Source organism: Abiotrophia sp. HMSC24B09 (assembly GCF_001815865.1).
In the GTDB taxonomy this organism is placed as follows: domain Bacteria; phylum Bacillota; class Bacilli; order Lactobacillales; family Aerococcaceae; genus Abiotrophia.
Window position 1 is genome coordinate 198,887 of sequence record NZ_KV822203.1, and the last position, 16,867, is coordinate 215,753.

16 protein-coding genes and 1 other annotated feature are annotated in these 16,867 nt (G+C 48.4%); of the genes, 1 reads left to right on the forward strand and 15 read right to left on the reverse strand.

All coding sequences use genetic code 11. From position 1 onward, the window contains the following. Positions 1 to 67: 67 nt before the first annotated feature. From mtnN to HMPREF3093_RS05780, 12 genes are all read right to left on the reverse strand, one after another. Positions 68 to 781, reverse strand: a complete 714-nt coding sequence (mtnN, locus tag HMPREF3093_RS05725) for a 5'-methylthioadenosine/S-adenosylhomocysteine nucleosidase (protein ID WP_070756088.1) — start codon at positions 779 to 781, stop codon at positions 68 to 70. Beyond that, a complete protein-coding gene (locus tag HMPREF3093_RS05730; RefSeq protein ID WP_070756089.1) occupies positions 781 to 1,635 on the reverse strand; it encodes a MetQ/NlpA family ABC transporter substrate-binding protein in 855 nt (284 codons plus the stop codon). Before HMPREF3093_RS05730 ends, mtnN begins: the two co-directional genes overlap by 1 nt. A gap of 65 nt (positions 1,636 to 1,700) precedes the next feature. Further along, positions 1,701 to 1,928: a binding site (T-box leader), on the reverse strand. 160 nt (positions 1,929 to 2,088) lie between these two features. Next, positions 2,089 to 3,240, reverse strand: a complete 1,152-nt coding sequence (locus tag HMPREF3093_RS05735; protein ID WP_070756090.1) for an iron-containing alcohol dehydrogenase — start codon at positions 3,238 to 3,240, stop codon at positions 2,089 to 2,091. A gap of 33 nt (positions 3,241 to 3,273) precedes the next feature. After that, complete coding sequence (locus HMPREF3093_RS05740; RefSeq protein WP_023391019.1) at positions 3,274 to 3,702, reverse strand: RbsD/FucU family protein; 429 nt, start codon at positions 3,700 to 3,702, stop codon at positions 3,274 to 3,276. Then, complete coding sequence (locus HMPREF3093_RS05745; RefSeq protein WP_070756091.1) at positions 3,703 to 5,193, reverse strand: rhamnulokinase; 1,491 nt, start codon at positions 5,191 to 5,193, stop codon at positions 3,703 to 3,705. 34 nt (positions 5,194 to 5,227) lie between these two features. Beyond that, the gene (locus HMPREF3093_RS05750) at positions 5,228 to 6,289 is read right to left on the reverse strand and encodes an ABC transporter substrate-binding protein (protein WP_070756092.1); all 1,062 of its coding nucleotides are present in this window, start codon (positions 6,287 to 6,289) and stop codon (positions 5,228 to 5,230) included. Between the two features lie 94 nt (positions 6,290 to 6,383). Continuing rightward, positions 6,384 to 7,367 (reverse strand): ABC transporter permease, encoded by a 984-nt coding sequence (locus HMPREF3093_RS05755; protein WP_070756093.1) that lies wholly within the window; start codon positions 7,365 to 7,367, stop codon positions 6,384 to 6,386. Between the two features lie 24 nt (positions 7,368 to 7,391). Next, on the reverse strand, positions 7,392 to 8,888 hold the full coding sequence (locus HMPREF3093_RS05760; RefSeq protein ID WP_070756094.1) for a sugar ABC transporter ATP-binding protein: 1,497 nt from the start codon (positions 8,886 to 8,888) through the stop codon (positions 7,392 to 7,394). Continuing rightward, positions 8,885 to 9,262 (reverse strand): PTS lactose/cellobiose transporter subunit IIA, encoded by a 378-nt coding sequence (locus HMPREF3093_RS05765; RefSeq protein WP_070756095.1) that lies wholly within the window; start codon positions 9,260 to 9,262, stop codon positions 8,885 to 8,887. Before HMPREF3093_RS05765 ends, HMPREF3093_RS05760 begins: the two co-directional genes overlap by 4 nt. Beyond that, positions 9,255 to 9,563, reverse strand: coding sequence for a PTS sugar transporter subunit IIB (locus tag HMPREF3093_RS05770; protein ID WP_023391013.1), 309 nt, complete (start codon positions 9,561 to 9,563; stop codon positions 9,255 to 9,257). Before HMPREF3093_RS05770 ends, HMPREF3093_RS05765 begins: the two co-directional genes overlap by 8 nt. 78 nt (positions 9,564 to 9,641) lie before the next feature. Then, positions 9,642 to 11,408 carry an L-fucose isomerase gene (locus HMPREF3093_RS05775; RefSeq protein ID WP_070756096.1) on the reverse strand — a complete coding sequence of 589 codons (1,767 nt, stop codon included), beginning with the start codon at positions 11,406 to 11,408 and terminating at the stop codon, positions 9,642 to 9,644. Between the two features lie 2 nt (positions 11,409 to 11,410). Beyond that, complete coding sequence (locus HMPREF3093_RS05780; RefSeq protein ID WP_023391011.1) at positions 11,411 to 12,139, reverse strand: class II aldolase/adducin family protein; 729 nt, start codon at positions 12,137 to 12,139, stop codon at positions 11,411 to 11,413. Between the two features lie 142 nt (positions 12,140 to 12,281). Here HMPREF3093_RS05780 and HMPREF3093_RS05785 point away from each other — a divergent pair, with 142 nt between their 5' ends. Beyond that, on the forward strand, positions 12,282 to 13,040 hold the full coding sequence (locus HMPREF3093_RS05785; protein WP_070756097.1) for a DeoR/GlpR family DNA-binding transcription regulator: 759 nt from the start codon (positions 12,282 to 12,284) through the stop codon (positions 13,038 to 13,040). 222 nt (positions 13,041 to 13,262) lie between these two features. Here the strand turns inward: HMPREF3093_RS05785 and HMPREF3093_RS05790 are convergent, their stop codons facing one another. The 3 genes from HMPREF3093_RS05790 to HMPREF3093_RS05800 all read right to left on the reverse strand — a co-directional run bounded on the left by HMPREF3093_RS05790 (position 13,263) and on the right by HMPREF3093_RS05800 (position 16,661). Continuing rightward, a complete protein-coding gene (locus HMPREF3093_RS05790) occupies positions 13,263 to 14,642 on the reverse strand; it encodes a sensor histidine kinase (protein ID WP_070756098.1) in 1,380 nt (459 codons plus the stop codon). Beyond that, complete coding sequence (locus HMPREF3093_RS05795; RefSeq protein WP_070756099.1) at positions 14,608 to 15,297, reverse strand: response regulator transcription factor; 690 nt, start codon at positions 15,295 to 15,297, stop codon at positions 14,608 to 14,610. The genes HMPREF3093_RS05790 and HMPREF3093_RS05795 overlap by 35 nt, the downstream gene beginning before the upstream one ends. A gap of 215 nt (positions 15,298 to 15,512) precedes the next feature. Continuing rightward, positions 15,513 to 16,661, reverse strand: a complete 1,149-nt coding sequence (locus HMPREF3093_RS05800; protein ID WP_070756100.1) for a PepSY domain-containing protein — start codon at positions 16,659 to 16,661, stop codon at positions 15,513 to 15,515. Positions 16,662 to 16,867 lie beyond the last annotated feature (206 nt).

Consider the following 16,867-nt stretch of genomic DNA (forward strand, 5'->3'; position numbering starts at 1 on the left):
AAACATAGCATTTATCCATACAAATAATGCCTACAAAAAAACGGGGCTAGTCGCCCCGCAATTTTTCTTAAATTATTTGTGTAAGGACGGTCAATACCGCATCATAAGCATTCTGGGCAGCCAGCGCCAGGCTATCCTTGAAGAGTTGAGGGGCCTGGGCGCCAACATGATCTGAGATGCCCCGAATGTTGAGAACCTGACAAGCTGAACTTGCTAGGACCTGAGCTAGGGCGGCACTTTCCATATCAGAAGCTAGGAGGCCTGGTTGCCGTTCCAGGATTTCCGCTACCCTCTGAGGATCGCTCATAAAAGAATCTGACGTCGCAATGGTGCCCACATGAACCTGATAGGACTTGCCTGCCCCTTGGAAATGAGCCAGCAGATTAGCCAGCAAGTCAGCTGCGACCGGGTAATGGGCTGGCATTTGTGGCACCTGCCCCCAAGCGTAATTGAAGCCTGTAGCATCTACATCACTATAAACAAAACGGTCACTTATGACTACGTCACCTAAGGCCACGCTTGGCTCAAAGCAGCCCGTCGACCCAGTATTGATGACTAGGTCTGGCCCTACTTGGCTTAAGAGCCAGGCAGCGCAGGCGGCAGCATTAGCCTTACCAATGCCAGACTCTACTAAGTAAAGCTGACTAATCTCGGTCCCCTCAGGTGGGTTGACCGCTTCTATGCGAGTCTTAGCCTGTTCAAAGACTAGCTGCTTGGCCCCAAAATGTTGGCGGAAAGGTGCCAACTCTTCCTGCATGGCCGCTACGATGGCTACTTTCATTATTCAGCTTCCTTCCAGACATCTTTAATGTCTTTTTTCACTTCTACCTTGGTACCCTCGAATTTTTCCTTGATGAATTCTTGGACCTTAGGCGTGTGATAGAGTTCCACTAGTTTAAGTAGATTCTCGTCTTTTTCGCGGCCTTTCTTGACGGCGATCACGTTAATGCGTGACTTGGTTGAGTCGTTGATTTCTTCCTTGTAGATGGCATCCTTGAGAACGTTGAGGCCGCCTTCCAAAGCAATGGTGTTACCGATAATGGAGAGGTCCACATCGTCTAAGACACGAACCGCTGTAGTGTCATCAATTAACTTAAATTCTAGCTTCTTAGGGTTTTCGATGACATCATCGGGTGTCCCCACGCCATCATCAAAGTCAGGTTTGAGCTTGATCAGACCAGCAGACTCTAGCAAGCGCAAAGCCCGTGTCGTGTTGGCTGGGTTATCGGCCAAGGCCACCACAGCCCCTTCCTTGACTTCCTCAATCTTCTTGTATTTCTTAGAATAAATCCCCATTGGCTCGATATAGGTGGTCCCAATCGGTACCAAAGCATTGTCGGATTCCTTATTGAAGGCGTCTAAGTAGCCCAAAGATTGGAAGGCATTGGCATCCACGATACCATCCGCTACGGACTTGTTAAGTGGCAGGCCACCATCAATTTCTTTGACCTCAATCTCTAGACCTGCTTTCTTGGCTTCTTCTGACTCAGCAATGAACTTCCAAACATCGTAGTCAGAGCCAATACTGCTGACCGTGACCTTAGTCGCAGCAGATGCAGGCAGGGCCGCGCCAAATAGGCTAAAGGCAGCGAGTGTGGTAAGGGTGACTTTCTTGGCAAAACTTTTAATGGACATATGTGATTCTCCTTTAATGGCTAATTTTGACGGGAGAAGACAAAAAAAGCCCGTCCTCCCCTAGGGAAAAGGACGAGCGTCACTCGTGGTACCACCTTCATTCACCCTGCCGTCACCGACAAGGCCTCTGTGAGTCCGTTAGGACTCTGCCATGGTAACGGGTGCCCCCGTGTGCTGGTTTAACCCAAGCACCCACTCTGAGACCATTTGTAAGGAGATCCTAGGCTTGCTTCCACCCGCTACAAGCTCTCTAGACAAGGATTCATCCCTACTCTTCTCTTCAACGTGTTTCCTATGTTTTCACTATACCTAAGTCCCAAGCCAGGGTCAAGCTATGCCGTTAGACGAAAAATCTAGCATATGTTATAGGGAAAAATTATAACCGCTCCATAAACTAAGACAAGCACCCCAACTTGGCCATGGGGTGCTTGTCAATCTTTATCTAGTTAGGTCCTAGAAGAGTTCCTTATAGAAGGCAATGGTTTCTTCCAAGGTTGGGGTGAATGGGTTACCTGGTGCGCAGGCATCAATCATGGCATTCTTGGATAGATATTCGAAGTCAAAGTCTTTTTCTTCAATACCTAGTTCGGTTAACTTCTTAGGAATACCCACTGTTTCAGACAATTTTTCGATTTCGCTAATGGCATAATCCGCACACTCTTGGTCTGACTTGCCTTCAACTTGTAAACCTAAGGCCTTGGCCACATCACGGAAGGCAGCTGGTACGCGCTTAGCATTTTCACGTTCAATCACTGGTAATAACATGGCACAGCAGACACCGTGTGGTAAATGATAAACTGCCCCTAGTTGGTGAGCCATGGAGTGGACATAACCTAAACCGGCGTTGTTGAAGGACATCCCACCTAAGAAGATAGCGTTGACCATACCTTCGCGGGCTTCGATATCATGCCCATCCTTCACTGCTCGTGGCAAGAATTCCTTAATCAATTCAATTGCCCCGATTGAGAGTTTCTTGGTGACGCCATAAGCACCTGGTGTTACCAAGGCTTCTACCGCGTGAGTCAAGGCATCCATCCCGGTTGCAGCTGTTAGAGCTGCTGGTTTAGATACCATTAATTCAGGGTCGTTAACAGAGATCAGCGCCAAACTATTCTTGTCAACCATGACCATCTTAACCTTACGTTCTTCGTCGGTAATAACATAGTTAATGGTAATTTCAGCAGAAGTCCCAGCCGTTGTGTTAATCGCCACAACTGGCAAACCTTTCTTAGCTGATTTGTGCAAACCTTCGTAGTCTTGAGGCTTACCACCATTGGTTGCCATAACCGAGATACAGCTAGCTGCGTCTTGTGGTGAACCACCGCCGAGTGAAATAATGAAGTCGCAGTGGTTTTCTTGCAAGGCCTTGAGACCATCCAAGACATTCTTACAAGAAGGGTTTGGATCCACATCAGAGAAGACGACATAGTCGATGCCTTCTGCATCTAAAGGTTTAGTCACCTTAGGTAAGATATCGCTAGAAGCAATGAAGGTATCCGTTACTAAGAGAGCTTTCTTGTAGCCTAATTCTTTGACGTAAGGACCAACTTCATTAATCACCCCTTTACCGATTAAGTTAATAGCTGGTACATAAAATGTTGACATAATTGTTCACTCCTATTGCAATTTTTGACGTGGCTAGAGTACGCCTTTTTTCAAAATGATATTGCCGTATAGGGCGGTCTCCCCGCTTTGGATCACGAGATAAGCATCTTTGGCTTGTTCATAGAAGGCAAACCGCTCAATTTCTTTGATTTGATAGCCTTGGTCTTGAGTCTGACGATCTAGGATGGCCTTGTATTCTTCCCAAATGACCGGAACCGTTGGGTCCCCTGGCACCACCTGCATTAGACCTGCTTGATAATCACTGTAAGGATCCAAAGGCAGGAGGGTCAGAATGGCATCCAAAAGTTCTGGGACCCCATGACCATCCGCGCGAATGACGCGCTGGCCCAAGCGATGAGCCGGGAAGTTGGCGTCGGCAATGACTAATTCGTCCCCATGCCCCATTTCCATCAAATATTTGACTAAGTCTGGACTCAAAATGGCTGGTATATGTTTAAGCATTTATTGACCACCTTTCGTCAATTCCAGGTAGCGAGCATAGATTTGGTCACGATTAGGCAAATCCGCTACCTCATAATCATGTGTTGTTTCACTGTTTTTAATTAAGGCCTGCGCCTCATGGCGGGTCTTAATCTCACCCAAGGTCAAGAGTTGAGCTAAGATATTGCCCAAGGCACTGCCCTCAATTGGCCCCGTCCGGACAGGACGCCCGGAGAAGTTAGCCGTTAACTGACAGAGCAAGCGATTTTGAATCCCGCCGCCCACCATATGAATGGCGTCGATGCTTTGGCCAGTCAGTTGCTCCAACTGATCCAAGGTCTGCCGATAAGCAAGGGCCAAACTTTCTAAGACTACTCTGACCACATGTCCCTTAGTTTGAGGGACTGCTTGGTTGGTCAGACGACAACGTTCCTTAATCTTAGCTTCCATATCATGAGGCGAAGCAAAAATCGCATCATTTGGATTAATCCAGGTTTGGTTGTCAGTCACTGCTTGGGCTAATTCTGCCATTTGGGCGAAGGAAAGCTCTTCACCCTGCAAGCGCCAGTCACGTTGGAGTTCTTGCAGAATCCACAAGCCGGTGGTGTTCTTAAGCAGACGATAGCGACCGTCGAAGCAGCCTTCATTGGTTAGGCCAGCTTTATAAGCAGCTTCACTCAAGACCGGTTGATCCGACTCCAAGCCTACCAAGGACCAGGTCCCACAAGAGATAAAGGCCGTTGGTTGGTCGCTGGCATAAGGAATAGCCAGCACAGCCGCCGCTGTGTCATGGCCCGCGCCAGCAATCACGTCAAAAGGCTCAATCTTGAGCTCTTGAGTAATGCGTGGCGACAATTGGCGCAAGATGCGCCCGCCTTTGGTCACTTGCCCGAACCAGTCTTTTGGAATCCCCAAGCTGTCTAAGACCTTGTCTTCAAAACTACCCGGGTGACTGGATGATAACAAACCTGAGGTGCTAGCAATGGTATACTCCGTTGCTGCTACTCCACTGAGTAGATAGTTAATCAAATCCGGCATAAAGAGGACCTTTTGGGCGATTTGCTTGAGATGTGGTTTTTCCCGCAAGTCTGCATAGAGTTGGAGGACCGAGTTAATGGTCGCTGGCTGTACCCCCGTCAAGTCAAAGAGCTTTTCTGGCGCCATGGCTTGATAGAAGTCTGCTTCATAGGAACCCATGCGGTTATCACGATAGCAGTGTGGCAGGTAAATCATATCTCCCGCTTGATCCAAGTAGGCATAGTCGACACCCCAAGTATCCACTGAAATAGAACGAATAGGAATGTCATCAACTTGGGTCGCCTTCTTGATGCCGCGTTTGATTTCGTTTTGTAAGTGTAAAATATTCCAGTACAAGCCATCATTGAGGCTGACCGGTTCGTTAGCGAACCGGTGCACCTCAGTGAGTTGGAGGGTCTGTCCATCATAAATGGCTTGCATTACGCGACCTGAGCTCGCCCCCAGGTCAATGGCCAAAAGTTTCATGCGCGTCATGGCATTCGCCTCCACTAGAGTTTACATGGTTTTCTTATTCATATAAGAGGGCTTTGATTTCATCAGAGTCGATGTTCTTAGCGTCATACCACTTGGACCCAGTATCCACGTCTTTTACTTCTTTACCTTGAGCTGCTTCAACCGCTAATTTCACTGCTTGGTAACCGATTTGGATTGGGTCTTGGGTAACAGAACCAACGAAGATACCCTTACGGATAGCATCTTGTTGGAGGGCCCCAGAGTCAAAACCAACTGCTAAGATCTTGTCTGCCCCTAATTTAGATTCAGAGAAACCACCGTTAGCGTTGATGATGGCCTTAGCTGCAAATTCGTTTGAACCGTAGATCGCAATAGTGTCTTCTTTTTCTAAGACAGTAGAAGCTTCTGTCTTACCAGCCGCATCATCTACTTGAGCAGGCACGCGCACTTCGATAATGACTTTAGCATCTGCTTCCGCTACATTGTTCTTGAACTTGTCGTGACCTACAACGGCTACTTTCACGCCTTTCTTCTCAAAGAGTTCGACCATCTTGTCGATGAAACCAGAAGTACGTTGAGTGATAGAGAGTGAGTTGGCTTCTTGAGAGATAACCCCAATACGAACTGGTTTGTCTTTGACCTTACCTTCTAACATTGGGAAGAGGTGTTCAGCTGCATTCCCACCTGCTGCGTGGTTGTCAGTTGAAGCAGTTGCCTTAATCGCCCCTTCTGGTGCCCCTGGAACCCCAGAGTCAAACCCAATGATTGGAATGTTTTTGCTGAGCGCCATGTTGATAGCATCTAATTCAGCTTCTGTATCCAAAGCTGCTAAAGCAATGGCTTTAGGGTTCTTGTTAATGGCGTTGTTCAATTGTTCCAATTGTTCTGCAATCGCTGTTTCGTTTTGTGGCCCAACGAAGTTGATCTTAGCACCTAATTCACTAGCAGCTTTTTCAGCCCCTTTGTTAACAGCTTTCCAGAAGTCATGTTGGAAACCTTTGGCGATAACTTCTACGCGGGTTTCTTCAGCATGTGCTACGAAAGCAGTGCTAGAAACGCCCCCTAAGGTTAATAAGGATGCAAAAGCTGCGATAGCAAGTTTAAATGACTTTTTCATAATAGGTTGCTCCTTTTTTTGTGTATTTTAGAGTTGTGACCCATGACCTCAATCCCTCATAACGACTAGGCCATAGCCATCTGACCCCTTGATCCTATTTTTTCTTGTTTTGACGAATCAAGATATCGGAGTAGACTGCGATAATCACGACGAAACCAGTAATGAATAATTGGTAGTGTGGTTGTAAGTCGATGTATGGCAAACCAATCTTGAGGACTGACATAATGAAGACCCCAATAATGGTCCCAAGTACTGACCCGACCCCACCGGCCAAGGAAGTACCCCCGACCACGACACCGGCGATGGCATCAAGTTCCATCCCGTTCCCGGTACCTGGTAAGATAGTAGAATAAGTCGCTGCATAGGCAATCCCTGCTAGACCTGCGAAGAGACCACTGATGACATAAGCCATGGCTTCCCATTTAATGACGTTAACCCCAGATAAGCGGGTTGCTTCCTTGTTAGACCCGATGGCGAAGATATAACGCCCAATCTTAGTCTTATTAAGGACAATGGCTGCGATGATGGCGATGATAATGAGGACAATCAAACCAGTTGGGAAGTTTTCCTTGGTCCGGAACAAGTCCTTGTACCAGCCTTCGCCTGTACCCCGTAATGGGAAGGTCACACTCTGAACGTTGGAGACGATGGAAGAAAGCCCCCGTGAAATCATCATGGTACCTAAGGTCGCAATAAATGGTGGCAAACCGAATTTGGCAATCAGAATCCCGTTAAATAAACCGAATACACCCCCTATCACTAAGATTGCCAAAAGTGAAAGCCAGAGTGGCCAGCCTAGTTTGGTATGAAGGACCCCACCAATAATGGCCGAGCACATCATCACCGTCCCAATTGATAAGTCAATCCCTGAGGTAATGATAACGAAGGTTACCCCAATGGCTAGGAACCCAATGTAGTAAGATGCATCTAAGATGCTGACCGCTGTATCAAAAGAGCGGAAGGATTCGCTGGAAATTGCGAAGAAGCCAAAGATGACAATCAGGGCAATCAGCGCAATCAGCTTTTGTAAGCCAACTGTTTTTTCTAATTTCATCCATAAGGACTGTTGATCTTTCATGCTTATACACCTCTATCTGCTAGTCTAGCGGTCAGTCGCCAAGGCCAGAATCCGTTCTTGGGTTGCCTGGCTGATGTCGAGCTCACCGGTTTTTCTGCCTTCACACATGACGACAATTCGGTCACTCATCCGCAAAACTTCGGTTAATTCTGAAGAAATCATAATGATGGATTTGCCTTGGGCAACCAAATCATTCATGAGACGGTAGATTTCACTCTTAGCCCCGACGTCAATCCCACGGGTTGGTTCGTCGAAGATCAGGATGTCACTGTTCTGTTCCAACCACTTAGCGATGACGACTTTTTGTTGGTTCCCCCCGGATAGGTTGCGAACCAGCTGCTTGGAGGATGGGGTCTTGGTCTTAAGGGAAGCGACGAAGCGGTCGCTGGCTTTGACGATTTCCCCATCGTTGATTAAGCCTGAGTGAATGTAGGCATCTAGGTTGGTCATGACCGTATTATTGGCAATGGTCATATCCACGATACAGCCATAACGCTTGCGGTCTTCTGACAGATAGCCAATCCCATTGGCAATGGCATCTTGTGGTGACTTGATGGTCACTTCCTTGCCCTTGATGCGAATGGTACCGCTGTCTTTTTGGTCTGCACCAAAGAGCAACCGCGCTACTTCGGTACGCCCTGCCCCCATGAGGCCAGAGAAGCCGAGAATTTCACCCTTGTGTAACTTGAAGCTGACGTCTTTAACACTGGAGCCAGCATTGAGATGTTCTACTTCGAGCACCACTGGCGCATCCGGTGCCACGGTTGAGGCAGCCTTTGGATCTTCGTAAATAGTCCGACCGACCATCATGGCGATGATTTCGTCTTTGGTCGTATCTTTGGTATTAACGGTCCCGACATATTCCCCGTCCCGCATGACGGTTACGCGGTCGGTAATCCGAGCGATTTCGTCCATCCGGTGGGAAATATAGATAATGCCGACGCCTTTGGCCCGCAAATCATCAATAATGACGAAGAGCTCATTGATTTCAGATTCTGTCAAGGCAGCTGTTGGTTCGTCGAAGACAATGACCTTGGCTTCCATGGATAGGGCCTTGGCAATTTCAACCATTTGCTGCTTACCGACGGTCAGGTTACCGACTTTCTCTGAGGGGTTAATGTCTAGCTTCAAGAGGTCGAAGAGTTCCTTGGCCTTCTTAATGCTAGCACCGTCGTCCAAGAAGATGTGATTCTTAACAGTTTCTCGACCGATGAAGATATTTTGGGCCACACTCAGGTGGTTCATCATATTCAATTCTTGGTGGACGATGACAATCCCGGCATCCATGGCATCAATAGGACGAGTGAAGGCAACCTCCTTACCTTGGTAGAGGATGGTGCCTTCGTTGGCACCGTAAATTCCGGTCAAAACCTTCATGAGGGTGGACTTACCAGCCCCATTTTCACCCATTAAGGCATGTACTTCGCCGGCCCGTAAGTCGAAATCGACGCCCTTAAGCGCCTTGACAGGGCCAAAGCTCTTGACGATGCCTTTCATTTCTAATATGACTGGATGACTCATGCAATTTCACCTACTTTTTGTTCCAATTTTTCTAACTTTTCTTCTAGGGTCTTGATGGTCTGAGCTTGGCCAATCAGGATATCGGCGACTTGCACCAATAAGTGGCTGTTCATAAAGTGATCTTGAGCATGAACGGCTAAGAGGCTGACAGGCGCTGCCTGACCTTGAAGCTCTGCTTGAATCAGACCCGTCTGAAGGTTATGCGCCTCAATATTGAGGGCTTGGGCTTGAGTCAACAAGTCTTGACTAGTCGCTGCATCTCCCTCTTGGGCGGCCTGAATGGCGGCCAAGACTTGACCGGTGGCCTTAGAGGATTTGAGAATCAGCTGCATCAAGGCTTGACTTGGGCTTGTTGCTTGGACTTCCTCACTCATGGCTGACGCCCATCAAGGTTTCGGCCTGACGGAGCACCGCTTCCCCTTGCATTAATTCGAAATCTGAATCTGAAATGACCCCTACAGGGACAGATAGATTAGCCTTAGCCTTTTCTTCTAAATAGGCTAATTGTGGGCTGAGGAGTAAGACATCAATATTCTTGAGGTTGTTAATCCCGGTAATCCCAACTGAATAGAAAGAGTAGTCCAGTTGATCCTTGTGGATGGTTTCATTGATGCGTTCAACCAACATAGAAGTGGTCAGCCCACCCACGCAGGCTAAGATAATCGTTTTGGTCATGGTGACCCTCCTTTTCTTAAGGTAGCGTCCTGGGGGCTAGCTTGCTGAAACCCAGCCCCACTGACGCCAAGTGCTTAACTACTTATGAATTGGGCCTAAGGTTTGGCAAGCGCGATAGTCCGCTGCTTCCAAATCTTCTGTACCGAAGAGACTCCAGTTCTTAGGACGGAAGATATCTTCTTCTGCTACGTTGTGCATGTTGACTGGAATCCGTAACATGGATGCTAAGGTGATGAGGTCTGCCCCAATGTGTCCGTAAGAGATCGCCCCGTGGTTAGCCCCCCAGTTATTCATGACATCATAGACAGAAGTGAAGGCACCCTTGCCAGTCAAGCGTGGTGCGAACCAAGTGGTTGGCCAGCCTGGATCGGTCCGGTTATCTAAGGTATGGTGTACTTGGTCTGGCAATTCTAAGGTGTAACCTTCCGCAATTTGCAAGACTGGTCCTACGCCCTTGAGGAGGTTGAGGCGAACCATGGTCACTGGCATGCCACCCTTAGTCAAGAAGCGAGTTGAGAAGCCACCGCCACGGAAGTATTCGCGGTTAGCTGGTGGGAAGTCTGTATTCGCCAACATGGCATCGACTTCGCTTTGTTCCAATTCCCAGAATGGCTTAATCACGGCTTGCCCATCACGACTTGCTTGGCCGGTACCATCGAGAGTACATGAGCCAGAGTTAATCAAATGAAGGAAACCATTCGCTGCATGACCTTCTAACTTATGACCGGTTACCCGTTCTACTGCTTCAGGACTCCAGTAAGTCCGTACGTCAGCAAAGATTTGTGGCGTATTGGTCAAGAGATAGTTGAAGAGCATGGACACGCCGTTGAGGGCATCATTTTCAGTGGCGAAGATATAAGGCTTACGGATACCGTTCCAGTCAAATTGAGTGTTAAGGAAGGTTTCCATGAAGTCCCCGTTAGGGAAGTGGTCAGTCCATTGACGTTGACCTTGGAAACCAGCCACTAGGGCGTGGTGGCCCACCGCTTCTTCTTCAAAACCTAGTTCTGCTAAGCGAGGGTTGCCTTGCATGAGGTCGCGACCAATCATGAACATCTTAACGACGAATTCCCATTGTTTCGCTTTTTCTTCTGGTGAAAGAACTAAGTCTTGACGGTTGCGGTCTTGGCCTTCTTTGATGTTGGCCTTCACCCAAGTCATGGCACGTTCAAATTCTTCTGGATCATAGATACCACGGTCAATCCGACGGGTGAATTCAGTCATGTCGACCGATTCATTACGCATACCCAAGTACTCTTGGAAGAAGTCTGGGTCAACGATAGACCCGCCAATCCCCATGGAGACACTCCCCATTGACAGATAAGCCGTGTCGCGCATATGGCCGGTTGCTAAAGCAGCCCGTGCATAACGGAGAATCTTTTCCTTAACGTCAGCAGGAATTTCAGTATCATCGGCTTCTTGTACGTCGTGACCGTAAATACCGAAGGCTGGGATCCCCTTTTGCGCATGAGAAGCTAACACAGCAGCTAAGTAAACAGCGCCCGGACGTTCCGTCCCATTGAAGCCCCAGATGGCATGTGGAATATCTGGTGACATATCCATAGTCTCACTCCCGTAGCACCAGCAAGGGGTCACGGTAAGGGTTGCACAGACATTGGATTTCTTGAAGAGTTCGTGAGAAGCGGCTGCTTCTGGCACCCGTCCAATGGTTGAAGGTGAGATAACACATTCAACTGGTTGGCCGTCCGGATATTTGAGCGTGCTGCTGATTAAGTCAGCCACACTCTTGGCCATGTTCATGGTTTGGACTTCTAGGGATTCCCGTACGCCTTGGCGACGACCGTCAATTGTAGGGCGAATCCCAATACGTGGATGTTGACTCATGATTATTCCTCCAATTCTCTAACTGTTCCATCCGCATTGTATTTCTTATAGCCCGGATGGCGGCCTGTTACCTTATAGTTAGCCCGCATAGCGAAGAGTCGCTCTAGGGTTGGACGGGCGATTTCGTCTTCTTCAATCCCCTTGGTTGAGATTAAGAGACGTGCATGGAAGGTAGACTTAGCAACCAGTTCTAGTGTTTCCATGCGGTAGTAAGCGGTGATGACGTCACTCCCTACTGTTAAAGCCCCATGGTTTTCTAAGAGCATGACATCATGTTCTGGTAGGTATGGGGTGATGGCATCTGGCACTTCCATGGTCGATGGCACCCCGAATGGTGTGATTGGAATAGAACCGATGACAATGGCTGATTCGATCAGTGAGTAGCTATCTAGCGGAATGTGAGCCAAGGCAAAAGCCGTGGCAATTGGTGGATGGGCATGCACGACTGCTTTGACGTCGTCACGCTCTTGATAGCAACGAATGTGCATCTTAATCTCACTGGATGGACGATAGCCTTCATTGGCTTCCAAAATCTCACCTTGCAAATTAAGCTTGACTAGCTTCTCTGGTGTAATAAAGCTCTTGCTCATGCCAGTTGGGGTCGCGATAATCGTGTCGTCAGATAAGCGAACTGAGACATTCCCGTCGTTGGCGGCTACCCAACCTAGTTGCCACATTTTGTGGCACACGTCACAAATTTGGTCTCTGACCAAACGTTCTTCTTGATTCATACAATCATCCCTTTCTTTAAGATAATGATACCTCGTTGTAAAATCGCTTACAATAGATGAAAGCGCTATTGGTAAATGGTCAAAAATAATGCTATAATATAGTCAGAAGTGTTCAAATTTGTTCATCAAGGAGGGATACTGGATGGTTTCTTTTGAACGGATGAGCCGTATTATGGATATTCTCGGCAAAAAGAAAGTCATCTCCACCACGCAACTTGAGTCACTCGTCTACTGCTCCACTTCTACTCTCAGACGCGACTTGATTGCGCTCGAGCGCGACGGCAAGATTCTCCGCAGTCACGGGGAAGTGCGCCTAGCCAACAGCAACAACATTGAGTACACCTATTCTGCGCGTGCTCATGAGGAACAAAGAAGTAAGGAAATTATCGCCGATATTGCCTCTACCTTTATCACCGATAATCTCTCCATCTTCATCGACAGCTCTACCACTGCTGCCAGTCTCATTCCCTATCTATCCCCCCACCAGAATCTGCGCGTCATTACCAATGGGATTGAGGCGGCGCGTCTACTCAACAACTTCGAAAATGTCACCCTCTTCCTATCGGGTGGCCATATCGACTTTGGCACCAACTCCGCCTTGGGTGACTTTGCCACCCAGTTCATTAATAACTTTCATGCCGACCTGGCCTTCTTCTCCTGCCGCGGGCTTGATCGCTATGCTGCCTACGAGGCCAACCACAATCAGGCCATGATTAAACAGCAGATGATTGCCAATGCCGACAAGGCCATCTTGCTGGCTGACCACTCCAAGTTCAATACCAGCCACTATTTCAAGCTCAGTAACTACTCTGCTCTGGATTACATTGTGACCGACCAGCCCCCTATTGAGTCCTTCCAGGACACAGTTGGCCCCCACTGCGAAATCCTCTGGGGCTCCTGAAAAGTCAAAAAGCGCGTCTCTATGGCGCGCTTTTTATCTTAGAAATAATTATTAAACTTAGTTTGTTTTTTCTTCATATTGAAAAGTCACTTTTCTCCACTTACTTATAAGTTAAAAGCGTCGACTTTCAAATTCAGACGACCACAAGGCAAGCCAGCTGCTGAGCATGACACCAAGCAAAAAAGAGGCTAGATAGTCTAGCCTCTCTGTTCTTTGATTTATTTAGTTTGTGACTTTTACGGACGGAAATTTCACCTCAAAACGAGCGCCTGCCCCCAGCTGACTCTTAAGGCTTAGCTGGGCTCCATGCTGGTCGGCAATGGCTTTGACCAAGGCCAGGCCTAGACCGGTACCACTTGAGGCCGACTTAGTACGGGCACGATCCACCTGATAGAATCGTTGCCAAATGTGCGCCTGTTCTGACTCCGCAATGCCTGGGCCATCGTCAGCAATCGACAGGACTACCCCATCTTCCTGATTAGCCGTCAAGCTAAGCGTGACCTGACTTTGGGCGAACTTGAGGGCATTGCTAAGCAGATTATCCACCAGTCGGCCTAAGAGGACTTCATCAGCCTCAACCTGCAAGTTAGGCGCAAGGTCATACCTAAGCTCTTTGCCTGCTGCTTGAGCTAAGGTCTGGTCATCTTCCTGGCGCTTAGCCAAGAATTCGCTAAGATTAAGTGGCTCCAAAGCTAAGCTGTCCTGGCCTTCTAACTTGGACAATTCTAAAATCTGGTTAATTAAAGCTTTCATACGGAGCGCCTGGCGTTGGATGGTGGCGTGCGATTCCTGAGCTTCGGCCAATGAATCCGCATAGTGCAGGCCATACTCACTCTCTGATAGAATGACCGTGACGGGTGTCCGTAAATCATGGGAGACATCATGGCTGAACTGCTTCTCACGCTGGAAGGAAGTTTCCACCGTCTCTAGCATGCCATTCATGGTCTGGGCCAAGAAGTAGAGTTCATCTTGGGGCCCTTTTAGGGGAATTCTTTGGGACAAATCCCCACTGGTCTGAATAGCAAGAGCTGTTTGGTCCAAGACCTTGATAGGTTTTAGGGCTCGCTTCAAGACCCAGTAGCCACCCAGAACCATTAGCACCAGTAATACTGGACCGGCAATGGCCAAGACTCTGAGTAGATTGTTGAGCTCCCGGCTAGAAGCGCTGAGGGCAATGACCCCCCGCACCCATCCCTGGCCATTCTCTAGAGGCAGGTCATAGTAGAGAAAGGACTGATCCCCCTCCTGGTAGCTAGACACTGTGCCCCCATTCTGGGGCAAGTCCCACTTAAAGAAGCCGGGCAAGTGCTGGCGACTGACATTCTGCTGATTGTAATAGGCCAGGATAACCCCTTGCTCGAAGGAATGACGATCCATATCAGGGCGACCATACTCCTGACCTTGTGGCGAGTCAGCGTGACGGCTGGCCATTTGGACCACCTCGACTAAGCTTTCCTTGCGATCAGCATCCACAAAGCGGGCCGAAATCCATAAGGTGGCCCCAAACATAGCCAAGAGGATGATAATCATAAAGCCGGTGTACCAAATGGTTACACGACTGGCAATACTAGTTAGAAATTGCTTGAATCCTTGGAACCACATAGCCTAACCCCCGTTTGGTTTGAATCAGTGAGGGTTGCCCCTCGCTATCGAGTTTGCGCCGAATATTTTTGATGAGGACATCAATGGTGTTGGACTCTGCTTCTTGCTCATAATCCCAGACATGATGGCGAATCTGCTCCCGTGACAGAACTTGGTTCTGGTTGCGGACCAAGTACTCCAAGACCTCATATTCTTTGGCCGTTAAATTCACGGCCTGACCATCCTTGAGGACACGTTTCTGGGAAAGAATTAAACGAATAGACCCAATTTCCACCTGATCACTTAGGATATGACGTTGTGGCCGGCGGAGTAGAACCCGTAGGCGAGCTAGTAGCTCCCCAAATTCAAAGGGCTTGACCATATAATCATCTGCACCCAAATCCAGGCCCCGAATCTTATCAGTGACAGCATCCCGGGCTGTTAACAAGAGAACAGGCACTGGGTTTTCTTGCGATCTGATGCGCTCTAGAAATTCAAAACCGTCCATGTGAGGCATCATGATATCTAAGATAATGAGGTCATAGCTAGCTACCGCCAAAAAATCCAAGGCTTCTTGACCATCAAAAGCTGCGTCCACACTATATTGTTGCTTCTTTAGCAACTTAGTTAGACTGGCATTCAAGTCACGTTCGTCTTCCACTAGCAGTAATTTCATATGATCACCTCTTCTCATCAAGTTGCATTGTATCAATATTTCTACACAAAGGCAAATCAGGGCACCCAAAGGCACCCTGATGTGGGGGAGTGGCAGGCTCTACAAGTGGCAGCTTGTCTGAGAATGCCACCTGCCCGCTCACTGGCTACCTATTGTGACACGACAGCAGCCAGTAGGTAAATAGTTGGTTAGCCACTTTAACTTAGTTAAGTAGACTAGCGCTTATTGGATTCAGCTGGTGCTCCTTGCCCTTGTGGGCCACCTTCTTGCTTATTAGGACCTTGACCAGGACCTGCTTGATTTTGGTTAGGCCCTTGATGCTGACCACGGACGCCCTCTTGGCCTGGACCTTGCGCTTGACCTACTTGATGGTCAGCTGGCCCATGATGACCCTCTTCTCGGTCTTCAATTTCTGTCACCGCAGCCGTCTCGCCATCAACGCTCACTTGCTTGAAAGTTTGGTTGCTTTCCAAGGTGACGGTGTAAGTAGCCGCCTTATCTTGTTCATGACTTGGATCCAGTTCAATATCATAGACTTTAGCATCCGCATACTTAGCCAAGACAGCGTCTAAGGCAGCTTGCGCGCTGACACTTGGCGCCTTAAAGTCTGGTTTAGCCTCCTGACCTTGAGCCTGAGTACCCTCTTGGCCTGGTGCAGGTTTTTGGCCTTGATTTTGATTTGACCCCTGACCTTGAGCGTTATCTGGGCCATGGTTTTGATTTGGTGCTTGACCTTGACCGGGAGCTTGACCCTGCCCCGGACCTTGCTCATGGCCAGGCCCATGGTTTTGATTTCCACCTTGGCCTTGGTTGGCACCCTGCTCTTGACTAGGGCCTTGGCGATCGTGACCATGACCTTGTGCCTGATTAGTCTCTTCTTCTGTCACTTTACCTGTCTGGGCATCTACAAAGACAAAACGAAAGTCCTTATCTGCCTTGACGACAACCGAATAGGCGGCTTGATCACCTTGCTCATACAAACTAGCGCCTAAGACTTGGCTATTAGGCACTTGAGTCGCAGCCTTCTCCAGAGCTTGCTTCATGGTAACATTAATTTGAACATTCTGAGCGGTCTGCCCTTCTTTCTTTTCCTGACCATGTCCATGTCCGCCAGGACCTTGCTCATGGCCATGATGATGACCACCTGGGCCGCGGTCATGGCCTTGACAATGGTCGCCAGCTTGCTGTCTTGGGCCATCTTGGCCTTGTTCTTTATCAGGGGCTGCCTGATAGGCCTTGGACTGGGAGGCTTGATTGGACTGGCCCGCTTCACCTGCAAAGACGCTCAACGTCGGTAGGGCTACACTAGCTGCCAGGGATGCGGCTAAGGCTCCGCTTAAGAGAATATGTTTTGATACTTTCATGTTATTGACTCCTTTAGCTTCTATAATTTTCAGGTAAGTAGGGGTTGCTTACCTGATAAACTTAGTCTAAGGGGCAAAAATGAATGAAAGATGAATGAATTATCGTTGAGGAAAAAAATTTTTTCCTACTATCTCTGTATAAGAAAAAGCGTCCCCTAAGGGACGCTTGAAAACTTTCACCCAGCATGGCAACGACCTACTCTCAC